This window comes from Aeromonas sp. FDAARGOS 1405 (assembly GCF_019048265.1).
GTDB classification, from domain to species: Bacteria; Pseudomonadota; Gammaproteobacteria; order Enterobacterales; family Aeromonadaceae; genus Aeromonas; species Aeromonas veronii_A.
Genome location: NZ_CP077311.1, coordinates 1,616,326 through 1,635,895, shown reverse-complemented (window position 1 = coordinate 1,635,895; position 19,570 = coordinate 1,616,326). Strand labels below are relative to the sequence as shown.

Sequence of the window (19,570 nt, the reverse complement as noted above, 5' to 3'; positions counted from 1 at the left end):
AACGAAGAGGGGGCCCGCAGGCCCCCTCTTCTGTTTGGCATCATGAGCGGCCTTGCTGACCCTCAGTCGCCCCGGCGCAGGGAGAGCTCCCCCCCCAGATAGAATTTGACCCCTTCGCCCGTCTCCAGCCGCAGGGCTCCGCGATCGTCGATACCACGGGCGATACCGCGGATCTCCTGATCCCCCATCAACAGACGGACGGGGCGACCAGCGAAATGGTCGAGCCGATTCCACTGCTCGACAAAGCTCGCCAGACCGTGTTGCTCGAAGGTCTGCAGCGCCTGCTGCAGATAGACGATCATCCGGGCGGCAAGCTCATTGCGGTCGACCAGCTCGAGATTGATGTGGCGCAGCTCGGCCCAGGCCTGATCGATCTTCTCCCCTTCACGGGCCGGCATCGCCAGATTGAGGCCGATACCGATCACCAGATGACAGCTGGCACCGGCACTGCCGCTCATCTCCACCAGAATGCCCGCCAGCTTGCGGCCCTGATAGTAGAGATCGTTGGGCCACTTGAGCTCGACGCCTTGATAGCCAAGGCTCTCCAGCGCTTCAACCACTGCCACGCCGACCGCCAGACTGAGCCCCATGGCCGCCGCCATGCCTTGTTCGAGTCGCCAGTACATGCTGAGGATCAGTTGGCAACCGAACGGCGAAATCCAGGGTTTGCCACGACGACCGCGCCCGGCTGTCTGACACTCGGCCAGACAGCTCTCGCCGGAGCGCAGCTCATTGACCCGATCCAGCAGGTGCTGGTTGGTCGAGCCGATGACCGGAAAACAGTGCACCGGCGCCATCGGTGCCAGTTCCTGCAAGGTAGCCTGATCATATAGCGCCATCGGCACCGCCAGCCGGTAGCCCTTGCCGGTCAGGCTAAAGAGATCCAGCCCCAGCTCCTTGAGCGCCGCCATGTGTTTGCTTACCGCCGCCCGGCTGATGCCGAGCTGCTCACCCAGCTGTTCGCCGGAGTGAAACTGGCCGTCGCTAAGCAGGGTGATCAGGGTCTGTCTGATGGGAGTCAACGTCATGAGAGCACCTCGTCGAGCCAGGTTTCACCGTGCGCGCCCATAAAGCGCACCTCGTGCTCCAGCACCACGCCAAACGTCTGCTCCACGCAGTCGCGGACATGGGCCGCCAGCGCGATCAGCTCCATGGCACTGGCGCCCCCCAGATTGACCAGCACCAGCGCCTGCTCCTGATGAACAGCGGCACGGCCAATGGCGAAACCTTTCAAACCGCACTGATCGATGAGCCAGCCCGCCGCCAGCTTGGACTGCCCTTCTCCGGCCGGATAGCAGGGCATCTGCGGATAGCGCGACTTGAGCGACTCCGCCAGCGCGGCAGGCACCACCGGATTCTTGAAGAAGCTGCCCGCATTGCCGAGCACCGCAGGATCCGGCAGTTTGGCCATGCGGGTGGCACAGACGGTATCGAAGATGGCCTGCGCCGAAGGCGCGTCACCGAGCGCAGCCAGTGGGCCATAGCCCTGCACCGGTTGCCACGCCTTGGGCAGTTTGAGCCCGACGGCGGTGATCAGGTGGGAATCCTGATACTCGTGTTTGAAGATGCTGTCGCGATAACCGAAGCGGCAATCTGCCGCCGCGATCCGTTCAATCTCGCCACTCTGCCAGTTGAACGCCTCGACATAGGCGCAGAAGTCGGCCAGCTCAACGCCATAGGCACCGATGTTCTGCACCGGCGCGGCACCGACCGTACCGGGAATGAGCGCCAGATTCTCTAGCCCGAACCAGCCCTGTTGCAAGGTATGGCGCACCAGCTGATGCCAATCTTCACCGGCCGCCACATGGAGCAACCAGTGATCGCCACCATCTTCAGCGGTAATCCCCTTGAGCCGGTTGAGCACCACCAGACCGAGAAAATCGGTGGTGAAGAGCATATTGCTGCCGCCGCCCAGATTGAGGCGAGGCAACTGGTTGAGTTGTGGATCAGCACGCAGGGTCGCCAGATCGGCAACCTGCTCCACCTCGGCCAGCCAGAGGCAATACGCATCGAGGGCAAGGGTGTTGAGCTTCAACAAGGAGGCGTTGGCATTCAGTTTCATCGGTCTATCCCGGCTTGGTGCAAGGGCGCAGTCTACCTCAAGTTGCCCCATGACGAAAAACCCGAGCCCTTTTCGGGGGAATAGCAGTGGTTTAGAGTAGGCGACTTCAACTGCTGAGGAATAACTCATGAACAACCAGTTTGCCGTCATCGGCCTGGGCCTGTTTGGCAGCGCGCTGTGCGAAGAGCTGCAACGGCAAGATGCCGAAGTACTGGCCATCGATATCGACGAGAGCAAGACCCGGCAAATCGCCGCCCTCTGCAATCACGTTATCGTGGCCGACGCCACCGATGAGGCCACCGTGGCCGAGCTGGGACTGGCCAATTTCGATATCGTCTTCGTTGCCATCGGTGACAACCTGGAGACCAGCATCCTCACCACCCTCGTCTTGAAAGAGGCGGGCGTGAAGAAGGTGTGGGTCAAGGCGCGCGACAAGTTCCACGCCAAGATCCTGCAGAAAGTGGGCGCCGACAAGGTGATCAACCCGGAGTGGGACATGGGCCGCCGGGTCGCCCAGAGCATGCTGGACAACCGGCTGTTCGACTATCTGGAGCTGGGCCACGACATGGTGCTGACCGAGTTCGTGATTGGCCTGCAACAGAACGGCCGGGAACTGGGCGACTTCCACCTGCTGCAACAGAGCGATTTCCAGCTGCTCGCCATCAAGCGTGGTGACGTGCTGCACAACGTGCTGACCGGCAAGATGGAGCTGCAACTGGGCGACATCCTGATCCTGGCGGGCAACAAGCACGCCATCGACCACTGGCTCGAAACCCTATGATCAACTGGCGCAGCAGCTACGCCTTCGCCCTCCATCGGGAGCAGGACTCTCGCTGGAGCGAAGCCCGGCTGATCCTCGGCAGCTTTCTGATCATTCTGCTGATTGGCACCATCTTTCTGGTGCAACCCTCCAGCCACAATGGCGAGGTCACCTTCGTCAACGCCCTGTTTACCGCCACCTCGGCCATCAGCGTGACAGGTCTTGGCGTGGTGGATACCGGCACCGCCTTTACCCTGCAGGGGCAGATTTTCCTGCTGATGCTGATGGAGATCGGCGGTCTGGGCCAGATGACCATGACCCTGCTGCTGATCGCCATCTTCAGCAAACGGGTCGGCCTACGCCAGCAGGTACTGGCCAAGGAGGCGCTGGGACAGGAGGGCTCGGTCAACATCATCCAGCTGGTCAAACGGATCGTGCTGTTCGCCTTTATCGCCCAGCTGATCGGCACCGGCATCATGGCGATCCGCTGGGTGCCCGAGATGGGGTGGGTGCACGGCCTCTATGTCAGCTTCTTCCACGCAGTATCGGCCTTCAACAACGCCGGGTTTTCGCTCTTTGCCAACAACCTCATCGACTATAGGGACGACCCCATCATCAGCCTGACCATCGCCGGTCTGCTGATCCTGGGGGGGATCGGCTTTACCGTCATCGTCGATCTGGTGCGCAACCGCCGCTGGCGCAAGCTCAAGCTGCACAGCAAGCTGATGCTGCTGATGACCCCGGCACTGCTGCTGGCCGGTACCCTGATGTTCTGGCTGCTGGAACACAACAACCCGGGCACCCTCGGCAAGGCCGGTGTCGGTGGCCAGCTGCTGGCTGCCTTCTTCCAGTCTGCCAGTGCCCGTACCGCCGGTTTCAATACCATAGATATCGGGCTGATGACCCCGGCGGCGCTGCTGTTCCTGATGATGTTGATGTTTATCGGTGCCGGTGCCACCTCGACCGGTGGTGGTATCAAAGTCACCACCTTCGCCGTGGTGCTACTGGCGACCAAGGCGTTTCTGACCAAACGGCCCCATGTCACCGCTTTTGGCCGCACCCTGTCGCCCCAGATCGTGACCCGCTCGCTGGCCATCATCATCGTCAGCACCATGGTGCTGATGCTGGCGATGTTCCTGCTGATGGTGACCGAGGATCTGCCGTTCGACAAAATCATGTTCGAGACCATCTCGGCATTTGCCACCGTCGGCCTCTCCACCGGCATCACCGCCTCCCTGAGCGAGCCGGGCAAGCTGATCCTGGTGCTTGTGATGATCTGCGGCCGTCTCGGCCCCCTGACCCTGGCCTTTATGCTGGCCCGCCCGGTCGAGACCCGCATCCGTTATCCGGAAGAGAACGTCTATACTGGCTGACCAGCCATGAACACGGGGCAGCCACTGGCTGCCCCGTTTTTTTATTCGGCTTGTTGCTGCGCCTTGAGCCAGCGCCCCGGGCTCACCCCCAGCTCCCGCTCGAATGCCCGACCAAAGGCGACACTGCTGCTGTACCCCGCCCCCAGCGCCACCTGTACCACGGGCTCCCCCGCCAGCAGTTGCTGGCAGGCTAGCGCCATACGCCAGTGGGTCAGATAACCAAGCGGCGCTTGACCAACCCGCTCCTGAAACCTCGCGGCAAAGCGGGCCCGCGACATGCAGGCCTCCCGCGCCAGCGTGGCCACCGTCCAGGGTTCATCCCCACGCTGATGCATCACCGAGATCGCCTTGGCCAACCGGGGATCGGAAATACCTGCCAGCATCCCCTGCTGACACACTCCTTGCTCGACCAGATGACGCAGCAGCAGGATCAACAGTACCTCCAGCAAGCGGGAGATCAGCGGATCCTGCCCGTAGCGGGGGTGAAACGCCTCGTCAAACAGCTGACTCAGCACCGGCGTCAGGGCAGGCAACTCACGTAGCGGCAGCACCAGCGAGCCCGGTAATGCCAGCTGCAACGGCGATGCGCCCCCCTTGCCGAATGCGACATTGGCACACACCAAATCACAACCCCCCAACGTTCTGGGTTCAAGCTTGTGAGGACGTCCCCGAGGGAACAGGATCAGAGTCGGCTCCTCGAGCAGCAAGCTGGCGCCCCCCTCTTCACGCAGCATGACGGCGCCGCTACGCAGCAGATGAAGATGTCCGCCGCTCGGGTAATCATCACTGGAGGAGTTCTGGCACAGGTTGCCGGCGAAGAAGATCTTGGCTTCGGGGGAGGCATGAACCAACAGGGCAGAGAGCGGATCCATATTTGAGACGAATAGTATTTATTTGCAGACGATGAGTGATAAACCGTATCACGAATGACGGCACACTGTCTCCCGTACCTTCACTACCACAGGAGAAGAACATGAGCCGTATCCAACCCGTATCCCAGCCGCAACCCGCAGCCGCCCAGACCCTGGCCACCCTGCAACGCAATCTGGGTATGGTGCCCAACCTCTACGCCACCCTGGCCCACTCGCCAGCCCTGCTCAATGGCTTCCTGGGCTTTGCCGAGGCGCTTGGCAAGGGGCGCCTCACTGCCCCACAACGGGAATTGCTGGCACTGGCCATCGGTCAAGCCAACGCCTGCCAATACTGTTTGTCTGCCCACACACTACTGGCGGGAAAGGCCGGATTCTCGGCCCAGGAGATCCGGGCAACCCGACTCGGCCAGGCCTCGGCTCCCCTTGATCACGCCCTGCTGCAACTGGCAACGGCGCTGGTCAAGCAGCGCGGGGTGATCAGTGACGAGCAACTTGCTAGCGCCCGTGCCGCAGGCGTAGATGACGAGCTGCTGCTGGAGGTGCTCGGCCAGGTGGTGGTCAATACCCTGACCAACTATGGCAACCACCTGGCGGCGACCGAGATCGACTTCCCGCCCGTCACTCTGACCCCTTAAACAAGGAGCCCCCCATGCAGCAACATGACAAAGGCTTTCTGGTCGCCCTGGCGGGCGTGGTATTGACCCTGCTCTGGATCGGCGTCTTCAAGTTTACCCCGACAGAGGCCGCCACCATCAAACCACTGGTAGCCAGCCACCCCTTGATGAGCTGGCTCTATGGCCCCCTGTCGGAACAGAGCGTATCGAACCTGATCGGGGTGGTCGAGATAGTGATCGCCATCGGGCTGGTCGTGGGCCTGTGGCAACCTCGCATCGGTTACTGGTGCAGCATGGGGGCTATCGTCACCTTCCTGGCGACGCTGAGCTTCCTGCTGACCCTGACAGGTGTCTGGAAGATGGTTGACGGCGTGCCAGTCACCGAGTTCTTCCTGTTCAAGGATCTGGTGTTTCTCGGTGTGGTGCTGCACTACCAGCACAGGATCCGTGCCAGCTTGTCCACTCAGGCAGCCTGACAACAATGCCTTTGGCGCCCTGGATGGGCGCCTTTTTTCGTTATGCCGCCCTGGTCTGGCGCTTGCTGGCCGTCTTGCGCGGTCGGGGCCCGCCAGTCGTGCTGGCCGCCGGACTCTTGCGCCTGGTAAAACGCCGCTTGCCGGCACCCGGCGCCTCCTTGGGCAGGGCGCTGAAGCTGGCACCGGAGTCCTGCCGCGCCCCCTCGATCAGGCCGTTGAGCTGCTCGGTGAGCGGCCCCATAAACTGCTGGTAGCTGCCGTGGCGCTCGGCGATCTGGGCGAGGCTCTGCTCCCACAGCGCCGTCATATCCGGCGTGGTAGCTGTCGCGGGCAACGCCTGAACCAGCGCCCGTCCGGTCGGGGTCGCCTTGATGCTCTTGCCCTGACGCACCAGAAAGCGGCGCTTGAACAGCAGGTCGATGATACCGGCACGGGTCGCTTCGGTGCCGAGGCCATCGGTGTCGCGCAGGGTCTTGCGGATCTCGGGATCCTGCACATAGCGGGCGATGCCGGTCATGGCCGCCAGCAGGGTGGCATCGGTGAATGACTTGGGCGGCTGGGTCATCTTCTCCTGCAGCTCGCCCCGCTCGCAGAGCAGTTGTTCGCCCTCCTTCAGAGCCGGCAGGGTACCGGCCTTCTCTTCGTCGTCATCCTCCTCCACTCCGAGCAGCGCCTTCCAGCCCGCCTTGAGGATTCGCCGCGCCTTGGCCTGAAACAGGCCACCGGCGATGCGCAGCAGCACCTTACTGTCGTTGTATTCGAACGGGGGATAGAACTGCAGCAGGTACTGGCGGGCAATCAGGCCGTAAAGCTTCGCCTCGTCGGCCCCCAGCGTAGCGGGGTTGCCCTGCTTCTCGGTGGGAATGATGGCGTGGTGGGCATCCACCTTGCTGTCGTTCCACGCCTTGCTGCGGATCTTGCCGTCTGTCTCGGCAACTGCCTTGGCCAGCGCGGGCGCTGTGGCGGCGATGGCACTGCGCACCTGCTCAGCCCGCTTGAAATGGTCGGTCGGCAGATAGCGGCTGTCGGAGCGCGGATAGGTGATGAGCTTGTGACGCTCGTAGAGGCTCTGGCAGATGTCGAGCACCCGCTTGGCATCCATGCCGAAGCGCTTGGCGGCATCGATCTGCAGGCTGGAGAGGTTGTAGGGCAGCGGCGCCGCCTGCTTGCGGGCCTGCTCCTCCACCGATTCGACCTGTGCGGGCTGACCGTTGATCCGACTCACCACCTTGTCGGCCAGCGCCCGGTTGAGCACCCGCCCCTCCTCATCTTGCCACGGCAGGCAGGCTTCCGACGGCAGCCACTTGGCGGTGAAGCGCTCGTTGCCGTCGGTCAGCAGATGGGCCAGCACCTCGTAGAAGGGTTTGGGCACGAAGGCCTCGATCTCGAGATCCCGCCGCACCACCAGCCCCAGCAGCGGGGTCTGCACCCGGCCAACCGAGAGCAGCTCACTGCAACCGGCCTTGCGCCCGAGCAGAGTGTAGGCGCGGGTCATGTTGATGCCGTAGAGCCAGTCGGCCCGACTGCGGGCCAGCGCGGAGACCGCCAGCGGCACGAACTCCTTGTTGTCCCTCAGCTTCTCGAGAGCGCGGCGCACCGCGGGCGGGTTGAGATCGCTGATGAGGCAGCGCTGCACCGGCTTGGTCTTCGGGTAGCCGAGAAAGTCGATCACCTCATCAACCAGCAACTGCCCTTCCCGGTCCGGGTCACCGGCGTTGACCACGCAATCCGCCTGTTTGATCAGCCGCTTGATGACGGTGAGCTGGGTTTTGGTCTTGGGCTTGGCCACCAGCTGCCACTGGGCGGGGACGATGGGGAGATGCTCCATCCGCCACTGCTTGAAGGCGGCGTCATAGGCATCGGGCTCGGCCTGCTCCAGCAGATGGCCGATGCACCAGGTGACCACATCCCCCTGGGCTGTTTCGATAAAACCGTCGCCCTTCTTGTGGGGCTTGGGCAGGGCATCGGCAATGGCGCGGCCCAGCGTGGGCTTCTCGGCGATAAAGAGTCGCATCGGTGGCTACCTGCAATACTGTATATGCAGACAGTATACAACCGCCACTGCGAAAGCCCAACTGCCCCTACTCGTCGAACGGATGATCGTGGATGGCGGCAAACAGCCGCGCCTGATTGAGCAGCGGTGCATAGTGGAAGGCATTCTCGCCATCTTCCGCCAGCAGGTAGTCGGTCAACTGTTCGCGCACCGCCTCTTGCAGGGTCTCCAGCTTCCACGGCTTGGCGAGGTAGTAGTGCAACCCGCCGCGATTGACCGCTTCGACGGTGGCCTCCAGCCCCGCTTGTCCGGTCAGCAGCAATTTGCGGCTGGCACGGGTGGTGGCACGCCGGTTCAGCTCCACCAGAAAATCGACCCCCAGGGTTCCCGGCATGATGTGGTCACAGAGGATCAGCGCCAGCTTGTTGCCGTCGCGCTCCCACTCCTCCACCACCGCTCGCGCCTCATCGACGCTCTCGGCGGCTTCCAGTTCGAAGTGGGAACGGAACGGGGCGAGATCGTGGATCACCGCATCCAGCACCTCCCGCTCATCGTCCACACACAGGATCAGATAGTGTTTGTTCATTGCTCCTCCTTGGCGACATGGTTTGGCACGCCGCGCGATTGATGCTGGCGACGGCTCAGGCCGCATGCTCCTTGTTGTGATGAGGTTCGCCCCCGTAACCGGCCTGCCCCATGCCATCCAGCGGCAGACAGACCCGCATCCGGGTGTAATGGCCCGGTTCGGAGGCCACCTCAATCCGGCCGTGGTGCTGCTGCACTATCTGCAGCGAGACGCTCAGGCCAATGCCGAGACCGAAGTGCCCCTCCCGCTTGGTGGTGAAGTTGAGATCGAAGATCCGCTGCCACAGCTCGGGCTCGATGCCGCAGCCGTTATCCTCGATCTCTACCATGATCCACTCGGGATCCAGCAACCCGGTGCGGATGGTGAGTCGCCCCGGGCCGCTCATGGCATCCAGACTGTTGGCGATCAGGTTGGTCCACACCTGTTGCAGGGCGATAGGGTGACAGCGTACCAGCGGCAGCGGCTGGTACTCCTTGCAGAGCTCATGATGCTTGAGGCGGTTTTCGAAAATCATCAGGGTATCTTCCAGCCCCTCGTGCAGATCTACCAGCGAGGGTTCGGCCCGATCCTGCCGCGCATACTGCTTGAGGCTTTTGACCAGATCGCCGATGCGACGGGCGCACACCTCTATATTGCGCAGGAAGCTACCGGTCTGCTGGAACAGCTCCAGCCGGGAGAGCAGCGCCTCCCGCTCAGCGGCGGTGCGGCTGGCAAACCAGCGCTGCCAGTTCAGCTCGTCATCCAGATTCATCTGCACCGCCAGTCGTGCCTGCTGACGATCGCCAAAGCGCCCCTCCGCCTGCCGGGTCTTGTCACGGATCTCGCTGGTCGAGAGCGGCTGGGAGGAGAGCGCCTGACAGAGGGTCTGGTTGCCCAGCCCCTTGATGGGTGCTGGCAGCTCGAGATTGACCAGATCGGGGATGGCGGCCCGCAGGGTCTCGCTGCCACGGATAATGGCCGCCACCGGATTGTTCAGCTCGTGGGCGACACCGGCTACCAACTGACCCAGCATCGCCATTTTTTCGCTCTCCACTAGCTGGGCGTGAGCGGCATCGAGGGAGTTGAGGGTCTGTTGCAGCCGCATCTCGGTGCGGATGCTGTTTTGCAGACGGCGGTTGAAGTGGCGCAGCAGCAGGTTGGTAAAGGAGGGGAGCAGTTCGCTGCGCGCCTGCATCACCCGGGAGAATTGCAGCTTGTCGAGCTTGATCACCTCGGCACCGGTCAGAGTCACGCCGGTGGTGAAGGCGGGTTCGCCAGTCACAAAGGACATGCCCCCCACCAGCGAGCCGGTACGGTAGTGCACCACCTCCTGATCGATCCCCTGCTCGTCCCGCTTGCGCAGCACCACCTCCCCCTTGGCGATAAACCAGAGAAAGCTGTTGGGCTCCCCCTCGCGGGTCAGCACATGGCCCGGACTGTAGTGGCGGCAGACCCGCTCCTCGTCATTGCCCTCGAAAAACTGGTAGAGGCCGTCGATCACCACCCGCGACAGCTCTTCATCACTGCAGTGGGTGTAATCCATAAAACCCTGCCGATAGGCCGCCAACTGGCGATCGACGTGGGCTCGCAGCAGCTTCTGGTTGTCGAGCACGGCGGCATAGCTCAGCAGATCCGCCTCGGGACGCTGCAATACAAAGTGGCTCGCCTGCTCGATCACCGCCCGGCGCAGGCTGCCATCGCGCCAGGGGCGTTGCAGGTAGTAGTCGAGACGACCGAGGTTCACTGCCTCGATGATCGATTTCATCTCCGGCTGGCTGCCGAGCAGGATCTTGCGGCACGCCTCGTGACGGCTGCCGAGGCGGATCAGAAAATCGGCCCCTCTCCCATCCCCCAGCTCGCTGTCACACACCACTACGGCGGGTGGCTGCCCCTTGCGATCCTGCTCGTCCAAGGCCAGCTCCGCCGACCCCTGACCGACCACCACCACCAGCGCGAAATGGCCGAGCAGCGGAGCCAACTCCTGTTCGAATTCGGCCAGCAGTTGCACGTTGGCGGCGACACACAGCAGTGAGAAAGGGCTCATCAGCGACACTCCGTTGAGGCTCACTGCTCACTATATCAGCGAATCTTGTGGGGTTTTGCGAGGGGGCTAACAGCTGTCGCGGAAAGTGCACAAATAGATAAAACAGAAAACAACTGAATTTAATTCGACAAATATATCAATAGCAAAATAAAAGACAAAATGTGACAACAATCAAAAATATAAACCATGATGGAGGTCAACGCCTTATCCCTATCATTACTACTACTATTGGACTAGTACTATGTAGGTAATTATTGACCGTAGGAAAACGCCGCCATGATTGGAAAACTGATAAGAAAAACCTGGTTCTGGCTCCTGCTGCTCGGGGCCCTGCTGGGTGTCGCGGCACTGGGTGTCACCGTGACCGTGCTGCACAAGACCAGCTCCACCGAATTCTGCGTCTCCTGCCACTCCATGCAGACTCCGCTCGCCGAGTATCAGGGCAGTGTCCACTTCCAGAACACCAAAGGGATCCGCGCCGAGTGCGCCGACTGCCACATCCCGGGCGACCCCACCTCCTACCTGTGGACCAAGATCCGCGCCGTGAAGGATATCTATCACGAGGCGATCGGCACGCTGGATACCCCGGAAAAGTATGAAGCCCACAAGCTGCGGATGGCTCAGTCCGTCTGGGACGAGCTGAAAGCCAACGACTCCGCCACCTGCCGCAGCTGCCACAGCTACGAGGCGATGGACATTCTGGCCCAGCGCCCCAATGCCCGTGCCGAGCACCCGGTCGCCATCAAGGAGGGCCAGACCTGTATCGACTGCCACCGCGGTGTCGCCCACATCATGCCTGACATGAGCGGCCTGGCTGCCGCCGGTGCCAGCGAGCTGGCGCAGGCTGCGGCCCAGACCCCGGCCAACGTCACCACCCGCTACGCCATCGCTACCACCCCGCTGTTCCTCGATGCCGCCGCCAAGACCGACGAAGGCACCCTGATGCCCTCCACCAAGGTGGAAGTGCTGGCCAACGAAAACGGCCGCGCCAAGGTGCAGATCGAAGGCTGGCAACAGGATGGTGTGAGCGAAGTGTTCTACGCCGCACCGGGCAAGCGGATCCTCAGCGTACTGGTCGGCGATGCCGCCAAGAAAGCGCTGGTCACCGGCCAGAGCGAAACCGACAGCGCCACCAACCTCACCTGGCATCAGGTCAAGCTGACCGCCTGGGTAGACCAGAGCCAGCTCATCGGCGATCAGGGCAAGCTGTGGCAATACGCCTCCACCCTGATGTCCAACAACTGTACCGGCTGCCACGGCCTCACCGCGCTGGATCACTTCAATGCCAACCAGTGGATCGGCGTCATCAAGGGGATGGAGTCTCGTACCTCCCTGACCCCGGAACAGGCTCGCATGTTGACCCAGTATGTCCAGAAACACGCCAGTGACATGAGCGCGGCCCACTAAGGCTGGCACAGAGGAAAACCGTTATGACTTTTTTCAATGACAAGAAGACCAATCTGTCCCGCCGCAACCTGCTCAAGGGGCTCGGCGCCTGCGCAGCCCTGCCCCTGCTCGGCGGCATTTTTCCCAAGAGTGCGCTGGCGCAAGCCATCAGCACCGCATTGAGTCAGTTCCCGACTCTGGTGCCCGCCCAGAAGGGCATTCTGACCGGCGCCCACTGGGGGGCTTTCGAGGCGATCGTCGAAGATGGTCGCATGGTGCGCGTCCAGCCGGTAGCCGATGATCCGGCACCGAACGATCTCATCGACATGGCGCCGTTCCAGGTGCACGCCAAGAACCGCATCAAATACCCCATGGTGCGCAAAAGCTGGCTGGAGCATGGCCCGGGCGCCAAACCCGAGCTGCGCGGTGCCGACGAATGGGTGCGAGTGAGCTGGGACAAGGCGATCGAACTGGTGGCCGGTGAAATCCAGCGGGTTCAGAGTGACTTCGGTCCGCAGGCGATCCACGCCGGTTCCTATGGCTGGAAAAGCGTCGGCATGTTCCACAACAGCCGCACCCTGCTGCACCGCCTGATGAACCTCTCCGGCGGTTTCACCGGTTATGCCGGTGACTACTCCACCGGCGCGGCTCAGGTGATCATGTCCCACGTGATGGGCTCCATTGAGGTGTACGAGCAGCAGACCGCCTGGCCCAATGTGGTTGAGAACGCCGAACTGGTGGTGCTGTGGGGGGTCAACGCTCAGGTGACCCTGAAGAACAGCTGGAACATGCCGGATCACGAGGGTCAGGCCGGTTTCATGGCGCTGAAGGAGAAAGGCACCCGCGTCATCAGCATCGATCCGGTCTACAACGAGACCGCCAAGCTGGTCGGCGCCGAGTGGATTGCCCCGAACGCCTACACCGACGTGGCCATGATGCTGGGGGTGGCCCACACCCTCTACAGCGAGAAGAAGCACGATCAGGCCTTCCTCGATCGCTACACCGTCGGCTTCGACAAGTTCCTCGCCTATCTGCTCGGCAAGGATGACGGTCAGCCGAAGAGCGCCGAGTGGGCGAGCAGCGTCTGCGGCGTCGATGCCAAGGTGATCCGCCAGCTGGCCCTCGACATGGCCGCCAAGCGCACCATGATCATGGCCGGTTGGGGCATGCAGCGTCAGCAGCATGGCGAACAGCCCAACTGGATGCTGGTCACTCTGGCCTCCATGCTGGGCCAGATCGGCCTGCCGGGCGGCGGCTACGGCTTCAGCTACCACTACTCCTCCGGTGGCAGCCCCACCGCCAAGGGCGGCATTCTGGCCGGTATCTCCGCCGGCAACGCGCCGAAGAACAGCCCGGCCCCGATCCCGGTGGCGCGCATCGCCGACTGTCTCGCCAACCCGGGCAAGACCATCGACTTCAACGGCCGCAAGGTGACCTATCCGGACATCAAGCTGGTCTACGTGGCGGGTGGCAACCCCTTCCACCACCATCAGGACACCAACAACCTGCTGCAGGCGTGGCGCAAGCCGCAGACCGTGATCGTTCACGAGCCTTACTGGACCGCTACCGCCAAGCACGCCGATATCGTGCTGCCGGTCACCACCAGCTACGAGCGCAACGATCTGGAGATGGGTGGCGACTACTCCCAGCGCTATGTGTTCCCGATGCACCAGTGCGTGCCGCCCCAGCACGAGTCCCGCAACGACTTCGACATCTTCAGCGCCATCGCCGCCAAGCTGGGTGTGCAGGAGCAGTACACCGAAGGGAAGGACGAGATGCTGTGGCTCAAGCAGATGTACGACGGCATGGCGGCGCAGGCCCGTGGTGCCCGGGTAGCGCTGCCGCCGTTCAACATGTTCTGGGAGTCCAACAACTACATCCGCTTCCCGATCCCGGAGGCCAACCGCCAGTGGATCCGTCACGCCGATTTTCGCGAGAACCCGCTGCTCAACCCGCTCGGTACCCCGTCCGGCAAGATCGAGATCTTCTCCAACACGGTGGCGGGGATGGGTTATGCCGACTGCGCCGGTCATCCCAAGTGGTATGAACCCAAAGAGTGGGTGAAGAGCGAGGTGGCGGCGCGCTATCCGCTGTCGCTCAACACCTCCCACCCGACCCAGCGGCTGCACTCCCAGCTCGACAACACCCCGCTGCGGGACAAGTTCGCCATCGCCGACCGCGAGGCGATCATGATCCATCCGCTGGATGCCAAGGCTCGTGGTATCGCCCAGGGGGATCTGGTGCGTGCCTTCAACGAGCGCGGCCAGATCCTGGTGGGCGCCCTGCTCTCCGAAGATGTGCGCCAAGGGGTGGTGCGGATCTGCGAAGGGGCCTGGTACGACCCGGCCAAGCCGGGCGAAGCGGGCAGCATCTGCAAGAACGGCAACGTCAACTGCCTCACCTTCGACGAAGGCTCGTCCAGTCTGGCACAGGGCAACTGCGGCCACATGGCCCAGTTGCAGATCGAGAAGTACACAGGACCTGTGCTGGCCAACACCGCCCACGCGGTACCGGCCAACGGCTAAGGCGATTGCCACCCAATAAAAACGGCGCCATCAAGGCGCCGTTTCTTTATCTGTCTGCCAAAGAGCACACATAGTCCGGACAGATTTAAAAATCCCCCTCTTCCATATACTCCTGCGCGCACTCCACCAGCTGCGGCCACAGCTCTTCCGGCACCCAGGCGTCCGGGTCATCTTCATCGCCATCGTACTGGCTCCAGAAGTAACGGCGCAGACCGGAAGCAAAGTCGTCGCTGATCTCCGCCAGCTCCGAGAGTGGCCCCAACCAGGCGATGCGGCGCAAGCCGGAGGCGAGATCGTTGATAGCATCCATCAGGGTGCGATCGTCGAAGCTCTGCTCCACCAGCAGGGTGAAGCGCTCGCGCGCCTGCTCGGTCTGCTCCTCGTCCAGTTCGCCCACATCGGCCAGCAGGTCGACAAAATCTTCCAGCAGATAGGCAATCAGGCCATCCCGATCTTCAAACCACTGGATCTGGGCGCCCTTGACCCCCAGTACAGAGGCATCGAATGAATCGTCAAGATGGCACAGGGCCCACGGATCGTCGGTCATGGTTCTCTTCCTCAGGCTAAAACAAATGCCATATCTTATGCCTAGCTCTCGACCCTTGCCACCTTGGGCAACGAGAGGGAGGCGGCCAGCCCGCCCAGTTCGGCGCGGCCCATAATAAAGCTGCCGCGATAGGCTTCCGCCAGATCGGAGACGATGTTGAGACCGAGACCGGAACCCGGCACCTTCTCGTCGAGCCGCACCCCGCGCAGCACCGCCTTGGCGATCTGATCCTCGCTCATGCCGGGGCCGTCATCCTCGATACGCAGGGTGATCCAGCCCCCCAGCTCGGCGCTGGAGATACGCAGCTCGCTGGCGGACCATTTGAAGGCGTTCTCCAGCAAATTGCCCACCATCTCGTCGAAGTCCTGCTCCTCCACCCCGACCGCCAGATTGGCGGGCACTTGCAGATCCACCGTCTTGCCCGGATAGAGGCGGGAGAAGGCGCGGCAGATATACTCCACCCGCGCCCGCACCGGGGTCGACACCCCGAGGATCTTGGCGGCGCCGGTCACCCGCGCCTTACCGAGGTGATAGTCGATATGGCGCTGGATCTGGTCGAGCTGCTCGCCGATGGCGGCCTGATCCTCCGGCGGCAACTGGGCAACCTGATTGCGCATGATGCTGAGCGGCGTCTTGAGGGCGTGAGCCAGATTGCCGGTGTGGGCACGGGCACGCTGCAGCAGCTCGCCGTAGTGGTGCAGCAGCCGGTTGATATCCTCAACCAGCGGCTGGATCTCCAGCGGATAGCGCAGCCGGAATCCCTCCTGATGACCCTCGTGAACCCGCCCCAGTTCACGGCGCAGCAGATGCAGCGGCCGCAAACCATAGACGATCTGGAACATGAAGCCGAGCACCAGACCGGCGGCGGCAAAGCCGAGACCGAGGAACAGGCTGATGCGAGTTTTCTTCAGGGTCTGGATCAGGGTGCTGCTGTCCTTGGCCATCACCAGGGTAAAGACCCGATCCGAACCGGGCAACAGCACGGTGCGGGTCATGATCAGCAGCGGCTCCTTGTTGGGGCCCTTGCCAAAAAAGAGGTCAGGATCGCCAAAGGCAGACTTGAGGCCACGGCTCACCAGATGGGTGTCCCACAGGGATCGGGAGCGGCCCACCACATTTTCCCCCAGTTCCAGCTGCCAGTAGTAGCCGGAGTAAGGTTGGCTGAAACGGGGATCGGCCATCGGTTCGATCACCACAGGCAGACCACTCTTCTCCACCTCCAGCCGGGAGAGCAGATCGTAGAGTTGCAGGCGCAAGCCGTCAGCCTCTGCCTCCTGCCAGTAGTTGCGCATCATGGTCTGCAGGCTGAAGCCGGTGGCGAACAGGAACAGCCCGCACCACACCAGCGCAATGGCAAGCAGCCGCCCCCGCAGGGTTCGGACCAGCCTCATTCGTTGATCCGGTATCCGAGACCACGCACTGTCTCAATCAAGTCTGGATGGGTCTTCTTGCGGATCCGGCCGATGAACACCTCAACGGTGTTGGAGTCACGATCGAAATCCTGGGCATAGATGTGGTCGATCAGCTCGCTGCGCGATACCACCTTGCCCCTGTGCTGCATCAGATAACCCAGCACCCGGAACTCGTGGGCGGTCAGCTTGATGGGGGTCCCTTCGTACCACACCTGGGAGGCCGCCATATCGAGCCGCACCCCGCCAATCTCCAGAACGGAGCTGGCATTGCCGGCAGCCCGTCGCACCAGCGCATGGACCCGCGCCACCAACTCGGCCACCTGGAACGGCTTGGTGAGGTAGTCATCGGCACCGGCGTTTAGCCCCTCAATCTTCTCGTGCAGTTGGCCACGGGCGGTCAGCACCAGCACCGGCGTATCGATCCCCTTGCTGCGCCACTCCTTCAACACGCTCAGGCCATCGCGTCCAGGCAGGCCGAGGTCGAGAATGATGGCATCGTAGGGTTCGGTCTCGCCGAGAAAACCGGCCTCGTTGCCATCATGGCAGAGGTCGGTGACAAAGCCGGAGAGGCGCAACTGCTCAGCCAGCTGGCCGGCCAGGATTTTTTCATCTTCAACAATCAGAATTCGCATGAACAGATTTCCACTCTGGGGTTATTCATCATCCTCGATCGGAGAGACAGGCGGTTCGAACAGACGCTCCAGGTGGTGGCCCTTGGCCCACACCAGCTCAAGGTTGTCGGCCCGATAGGCTACCTTGATCACGCTGTTTTCCCGATCGATGACGCGCAGTTCATAGAGCCAGATACCATCCTCTTCTCCCAGATCCACCCGCAACACCCGTACCGGCAACCTGGCCGCCACCTCCATCATTTCATGGAAGGGCCGAACCCGTCCCTCATGGACAGCTTGCTGCAGCTGGGCTTCATCAGGCGTGACCGCCTGTGCCAGCACCGGCAGCAATAACCCGAGCAGAGGGAGCGCTCTATTCATGGATGATTCATCTCCAAAAACCTAACATAATGGCGTTTATAGTCTGCCAGCCATGAATCCGGAATGAATATGATCCCGCGCAGTTTCCTGCTGATCCTTTGCCTGTTGAGCGCCACAAGCTGGGCGGCACAGAGCCGTCTCGACATGGCCGGGCTGGTCAAACTCCTGCTGGCGCAAGGGTATCACGACATTCGGGAAGTGGAGCTGGAAGGGGACAAATTCGAGGTCAAAACCCTCAATCGCCAGGATCAGACGGTATATCTCATCATTGATGCCTACACAGGCGAGATCAAACAACAAGAGGCCGATTAGGCCTCTTTTGCGTTCCAGCGTCCTCGCATGGGGCGCAGCAGCTTCTCCCGCCTCGGCCAAAGCAGAGCGCAGGCCAGCAGCAGGTAGATGAGGGGCTCCCCCCAACCGCTCTTGAGCGACCACCAGTAGTGCACCGGCACCAGCAGGGCTACCGCATAAACCCAGTTGTGTAGCTTCTGCCATGCTGCGCCCATTCTGCGCTGCAATGCGGGCAGCGAGGTGATACTAAGGGCAGCCAGCAGCAGCAGGGCCACCATCCCCACCACTATGTAGCTGCGCTTGACCAGCTCGCCGCCAATCAAGCCCCAGTCAAACTGCAGATCCAGCCCCAGCCACGCCATGAAGTGGAGCAACGCCCAGGCAAAACACCAGAGCCCGAGGGGGCGGCGCAGCTTGATGAGCGGCCCCTGCCGCCAGCGCTTGGCCAGCGGTGACACCAGCAGGGTGAGCAGCAGCAGGTTGAGCGCCCCCTTGCCGAGGTAGTGGATAAGCTCGGGCACCGGATCGCCCCCCAGCAGACCTGCCGGAATGGCAAAAACCAGCCAAAGCAGGAAGCCGAGGGAGCCCAGATGCACCAGCGCCCGCAAGCCGCTAACATGGGCCGGTTTCAATCTCAGTACCATTGGCGCAGATCCATCCCCTGATAGAGCGAGGCGACTTCGTCACCATAGCCGTTGAACATCAGGGTCGGCTGACGCTTGGCGCCAAACACTCCACCCTCGCCGATAAAGCGCTCGCTGGCCTGACTCCAGCGCGGGTGATCCACCTGCGGGTTGACGTTGGCGTAGAAGCCATATTCGTTAGGAGCCAGCAGGTTCCAGGTGGTCGGAGGCATCTCCTCTACCAGCCGGATCGAGACGATGCTCTTGATGCTCTTGAAGCCGTACTTCCACGGCACTACCAGCCGGATCGGCGCGCCATTCTGGGCGGGCAGGGTCTTGCCGTAGAGCCCCATCGCAAGGAAAGAGAGAGGGTGCATCGCCTCGTCGATACGCAGACCTTCCACGTAGGGATACTCGATGCCGCCCCCCAGACTGGAGGCCTGCCCCGGCAGCTGTTTCGGGTCAAACAGGGTCTCGAAGGCGACAAACTTGGCGCGACTGGTGGGCTCGGCGCGGCGGATGATCTCTGCCAGCGAGATGCCGTTCCAGGGCAGTACCATGGACCAGGCTTCAACGCAGCGTAGCCGGTAGATCCGCTCCTCCAGCTCGCTCTTGTTGATGAGATCCCACACATCTAGGGTAAAGGGCTTGGCCACCTCCCCCTCCACCTTGAGGGTCCAGGGTTCGGGCTTGAGGTAATGTGCGTTGCGAGCCGGGTCGGACTTGTCGGTGCCGAGCTCATAGAAGTTGTTGTAACTGGTTGCCTTCTCTTCCGGTGTCAGCACCAGATTGGCCGGGCGCTCCGCAGGCTTGCTGTTGAGCGGCTGGGTGGCTAATTGGGGAGCATCCTCTTTACCGCGCAGCAGATCGAGTACTCCGGCCTGAGTGGGAAACGCCAGGGTGGCCGCCCCCAGACCCAGCCCCTTGAGAATGAGGCGGCGGTCCTGATAGACGGCTTCCGGGGTGACATCCTGTTCGGTGAGGGGGTGGGCGGTACGACGCTTGATCAACATGAAAAACTCCCAGGGCTGAGTG

The 19,570-nt window shown here is 62.2% G+C and carries 19 protein-coding genes; 7 read left to right on the top strand and 12 right to left on the bottom strand.

The window, feature by feature from the left end; translation table 11 throughout:
- Positions 1-62: 62 nt before the first annotated feature.
- Together birA and murB are read right to left on the bottom strand one after the other, a co-directional pair.
- Positions 63-1,028, bottom strand: a complete 966-nt coding sequence (gene birA, locus I6L35_RS07695) for a bifunctional biotin--[acetyl-CoA-carboxylase] ligase/biotin operon repressor BirA (RefSeq protein WP_216979944.1) — start codon at positions 1,026-1,028, stop codon at positions 63-65.
- Positions 1,025-2,062, bottom strand: coding sequence for a UDP-N-acetylmuramate dehydrogenase (gene murB / locus I6L35_RS07690; RefSeq protein WP_216979943.1), 1,038 nt, complete (start codon positions 2,060-2,062; stop codon positions 1,025-1,027). Before murB ends, birA begins: the two co-directional genes overlap by 4 nt.
- Before the next feature lie 127 nt (positions 2,063-2,189).
- Between murB and I6L35_RS07685 the strand changes: the two genes are divergently transcribed.
- Both I6L35_RS07685 and I6L35_RS07680 read left to right on the top strand, forming a co-directional pair.
- The gene (locus tag I6L35_RS07685; RefSeq protein WP_005339863.1) at positions 2,190-2,843 is read left to right on the top strand and encodes a TrkA family potassium uptake protein; all 654 of its coding nucleotides are present in this window, start codon (positions 2,190-2,192) and stop codon (positions 2,841-2,843) included.
- Positions 2,840-4,195, top strand: coding sequence for a TrkH family potassium uptake protein (locus tag I6L35_RS07680; protein WP_005339856.1), 1,356 nt, complete (start codon positions 2,840-2,842; stop codon positions 4,193-4,195). Before I6L35_RS07685 ends, I6L35_RS07680 begins: the two co-directional genes overlap by 4 nt.
- Before the next feature lie 41 nt (positions 4,196-4,236).
- Here I6L35_RS07680 and I6L35_RS07675 read toward each other — a convergent pair whose 3' ends face one another.
- Positions 4,237-5,067 (bottom strand): AraC family transcriptional regulator, encoded by an 831-nt coding sequence (locus I6L35_RS07675; protein ID WP_216979942.1) that lies wholly within the window; start codon positions 5,065-5,067, stop codon positions 4,237-4,239.
- 101 nt (positions 5,068-5,168) lie between these two features.
- Here I6L35_RS07675 and I6L35_RS07670 point away from each other — a divergent pair, with 101 nt between their 5' ends.
- Positions 5,169-5,702 carry a carboxymuconolactone decarboxylase family protein gene (locus I6L35_RS07670; RefSeq protein WP_216979941.1) on the top strand — a complete coding sequence of 178 codons (534 nt, stop codon included), beginning with the start codon at positions 5,169-5,171 and terminating at the stop codon, positions 5,700-5,702.
- A gap of 14 nt (positions 5,703-5,716) precedes the next feature.
- Positions 5,717-6,157, top strand: coding sequence for a DUF417 family protein (locus I6L35_RS07665; protein ID WP_216979940.1), 441 nt, complete (start codon positions 5,717-5,719; stop codon positions 6,155-6,157).
- A 40-nt stretch (positions 6,158-6,197) separates the two neighbouring features.
- Here I6L35_RS07665 and I6L35_RS07660 read toward each other — a convergent pair whose 3' ends face one another.
- The 3 genes from I6L35_RS07660 to I6L35_RS07650 all read right to left on the bottom strand — a co-directional run bounded on the left by I6L35_RS07660 (position 6,198) and on the right by I6L35_RS07650 (position 10,759).
- On the bottom strand, positions 6,198-8,171 hold the full coding sequence (locus tag I6L35_RS07660; protein WP_216979939.1) for a DNA topoisomerase III: 1,974 nt from the start codon (positions 8,169-8,171) through the stop codon (positions 6,198-6,200).
- Between the two features lie 67 nt (positions 8,172-8,238).
- Positions 8,239-8,736: a response regulator gene (locus tag I6L35_RS07655; protein WP_042054822.1), complete on the bottom strand. Its 498-nt coding sequence runs from the start codon at positions 8,734-8,736 to the stop codon at positions 8,239-8,241.
- Between the two features lie 55 nt (positions 8,737-8,791).
- Positions 8,792-10,759, bottom strand: a complete 1,968-nt coding sequence (locus tag I6L35_RS07650) for an ATP-binding protein (RefSeq protein ID WP_216979938.1) — start codon at positions 10,757-10,759, stop codon at positions 8,792-8,794.
- A gap of 276 nt (positions 10,760-11,035) precedes the next feature.
- On the opposite strand from I6L35_RS07650, the gene I6L35_RS07645 reads away from it, so the two are divergent.
- Both I6L35_RS07645 and torA read left to right on the top strand, forming a co-directional pair.
- Positions 11,036-12,166, top strand: a complete 1,131-nt coding sequence (locus I6L35_RS07645) for a NapC/NirT family cytochrome c (protein ID WP_005339847.1) — start codon at positions 11,036-11,038, stop codon at positions 12,164-12,166.
- A gap of 23 nt (positions 12,167-12,189) precedes the next feature.
- On the top strand, positions 12,190-14,670 hold the full coding sequence (gene torA, locus I6L35_RS07640; protein WP_216979937.1) for a trimethylamine-N-oxide reductase TorA: 2,481 nt from the start codon (positions 12,190-12,192) through the stop codon (positions 14,668-14,670).
- Positions 14,671-14,755: 85 nt separating this feature from the next.
- Here the strand turns inward: torA and I6L35_RS07635 are convergent, their stop codons facing one another.
- Genes I6L35_RS07635 through I6L35_RS07620 form a run of 4 tightly spaced genes read right to left on the bottom strand, consistent with a single transcriptional unit; the run spans position 14,756 to position 17,621 of the window.
- Complete coding sequence (locus I6L35_RS07635) at positions 14,756-15,217, bottom strand: hypothetical protein (RefSeq protein WP_216979936.1); 462 nt, start codon at positions 15,215-15,217, stop codon at positions 14,756-14,758.
- A 41-nt stretch (positions 15,218-15,258) separates the two neighbouring features.
- Positions 15,259-16,608, bottom strand: a complete 1,350-nt coding sequence (locus I6L35_RS07630) for a sensor histidine kinase (RefSeq protein ID WP_216952239.1) — start codon at positions 16,606-16,608, stop codon at positions 15,259-15,261.
- Positions 16,605-17,261 (bottom strand): response regulator transcription factor, encoded by a 657-nt coding sequence (locus I6L35_RS07625; RefSeq protein WP_005341873.1) that lies wholly within the window; start codon positions 17,259-17,261, stop codon positions 16,605-16,607. The genes I6L35_RS07630 and I6L35_RS07625 overlap by 4 nt, the downstream gene beginning before the upstream one ends.
- A gap of 21 nt (positions 17,262-17,282) precedes the next feature.
- Positions 17,283-17,621 (bottom strand): PepSY domain-containing protein, encoded by a 339-nt coding sequence (locus tag I6L35_RS07620; protein WP_139741269.1) that lies wholly within the window; start codon positions 17,619-17,621, stop codon positions 17,283-17,285.
- 63 nt (positions 17,622-17,684) lie between these two features.
- On the opposite strand from I6L35_RS07620, the gene I6L35_RS07615 reads away from it, so the two are divergent.
- Positions 17,685-17,933 (top strand): PepSY domain-containing protein, encoded by a 249-nt coding sequence (locus tag I6L35_RS07615; protein ID WP_139741270.1) that lies wholly within the window; start codon positions 17,685-17,687, stop codon positions 17,931-17,933.
- Here I6L35_RS07615 and msrQ read toward each other — a convergent pair.
- Together msrQ and msrP are read right to left on the bottom strand one after the other, a co-directional pair.
- Positions 17,930-18,556, bottom strand: coding sequence for a protein-methionine-sulfoxide reductase heme-binding subunit MsrQ (gene msrQ / locus I6L35_RS07610; RefSeq protein ID WP_216979935.1), 627 nt, complete (start codon positions 18,554-18,556; stop codon positions 17,930-17,932). The two genes, I6L35_RS07615 and msrQ, sit on opposite strands and share 4 nt — an antisense overlap.
- Positions 18,547-19,548: a protein-methionine-sulfoxide reductase catalytic subunit MsrP gene (gene msrP / locus I6L35_RS07605; RefSeq protein WP_216979934.1), complete on the bottom strand. Its 1,002-nt coding sequence runs from the start codon at positions 19,546-19,548 to the stop codon at positions 18,547-18,549. Before msrP ends, msrQ begins: the two co-directional genes overlap by 10 nt.
- Positions 19,549-19,570: the final 22 nt, after the last annotated feature.

Bases quoted from the DNA above. Each gene is read 5' to 3' on its own strand.
- birA (WP_216979944.1), bottom strand. From the start codon at position 1,028: ATGACGTTGACTCCCATCAGACAGACCCTGATCACCCTGCTTAGCGAC.
- murB (WP_216979943.1), bottom strand. From the start codon at position 2,062: ATGAAACTGAATGCCAACGCCTCCTTGTTGAAGCTCAACACCCTTGCC.
- I6L35_RS07685 (WP_005339863.1), top strand. From the start codon at position 2,190: ATGAACAACCAGTTTGCCGTCATCGGCCTGGGCCTGTTTGGCAGCGCG.
- I6L35_RS07680 (WP_005339856.1), top strand. From the start codon at position 2,840: ATGATCAACTGGCGCAGCAGCTACGCCTTCGCCCTCCATCGGGAGCAG.
- I6L35_RS07675 (WP_216979942.1), bottom strand. From the start codon at position 5,067: ATGGATCCGCTCTCTGCCCTGTTGGTTCATGCCTCCCCCGAAGCCAAG.
- I6L35_RS07670 (WP_216979941.1), top strand. From the start codon at position 5,169: ATGAGCCGTATCCAACCCGTATCCCAGCCGCAACCCGCAGCCGCCCAG.
- I6L35_RS07665 (WP_216979940.1), top strand. From the start codon at position 5,717: ATGCAGCAACATGACAAAGGCTTTCTGGTCGCCCTGGCGGGCGTGGTA.
- I6L35_RS07660 (WP_216979939.1), bottom strand. From the start codon at position 8,171: ATGCGACTCTTTATCGCCGAGAAGCCCACGCTGGGCCGCGCCATTGCC.
- I6L35_RS07655 (WP_042054822.1), bottom strand. From the start codon at position 8,736: ATGAACAAACACTATCTGATCCTGTGTGTGGACGATGAGCGGGAGGTG.
- I6L35_RS07650 (WP_216979938.1), bottom strand. From the start codon at position 10,759: ATGAGCCCTTTCTCACTGCTGTGTGTCGCCGCCAACGTGCAACTGCTG.
- I6L35_RS07645 (WP_005339847.1), top strand. From the start codon at position 11,036: ATGATTGGAAAACTGATAAGAAAAACCTGGTTCTGGCTCCTGCTGCTC.
- torA (WP_216979937.1), top strand. From the start codon at position 12,190: ATGACTTTTTTCAATGACAAGAAGACCAATCTGTCCCGCCGCAACCTG.
- I6L35_RS07635 (WP_216979936.1), bottom strand. From the start codon at position 15,217: ATGACCGACGATCCGTGGGCCCTGTGCCATCTTGACGATTCATTCGAT.
- I6L35_RS07630 (WP_216952239.1), bottom strand. From the start codon at position 16,608: ATGAGGCTGGTCCGAACCCTGCGGGGGCGGCTGCTTGCCATTGCGCTG.
- I6L35_RS07625 (WP_005341873.1), bottom strand. From the start codon at position 17,261: ATGCGAATTCTGATTGTTGAAGATGAAAAAATCCTGGCCGGCCAGCTG.
- I6L35_RS07620 (WP_139741269.1), bottom strand. From the start codon at position 17,621: ATGAATAGAGCGCTCCCTCTGCTCGGGTTATTGCTGCCGGTGCTGGCA.
- I6L35_RS07615 (WP_139741270.1), top strand. From the start codon at position 17,685: ATGAATATGATCCCGCGCAGTTTCCTGCTGATCCTTTGCCTGTTGAGC.
- msrQ (WP_216979935.1), bottom strand. From the start codon at position 18,556: ATGGTACTGAGATTGAAACCGGCCCATGTTAGCGGCTTGCGGGCGCTG.
- msrP (WP_216979934.1), bottom strand. From the start codon at position 19,548: ATGTTGATCAAGCGTCGTACCGCCCACCCCCTCACCGAACAGGATGTC.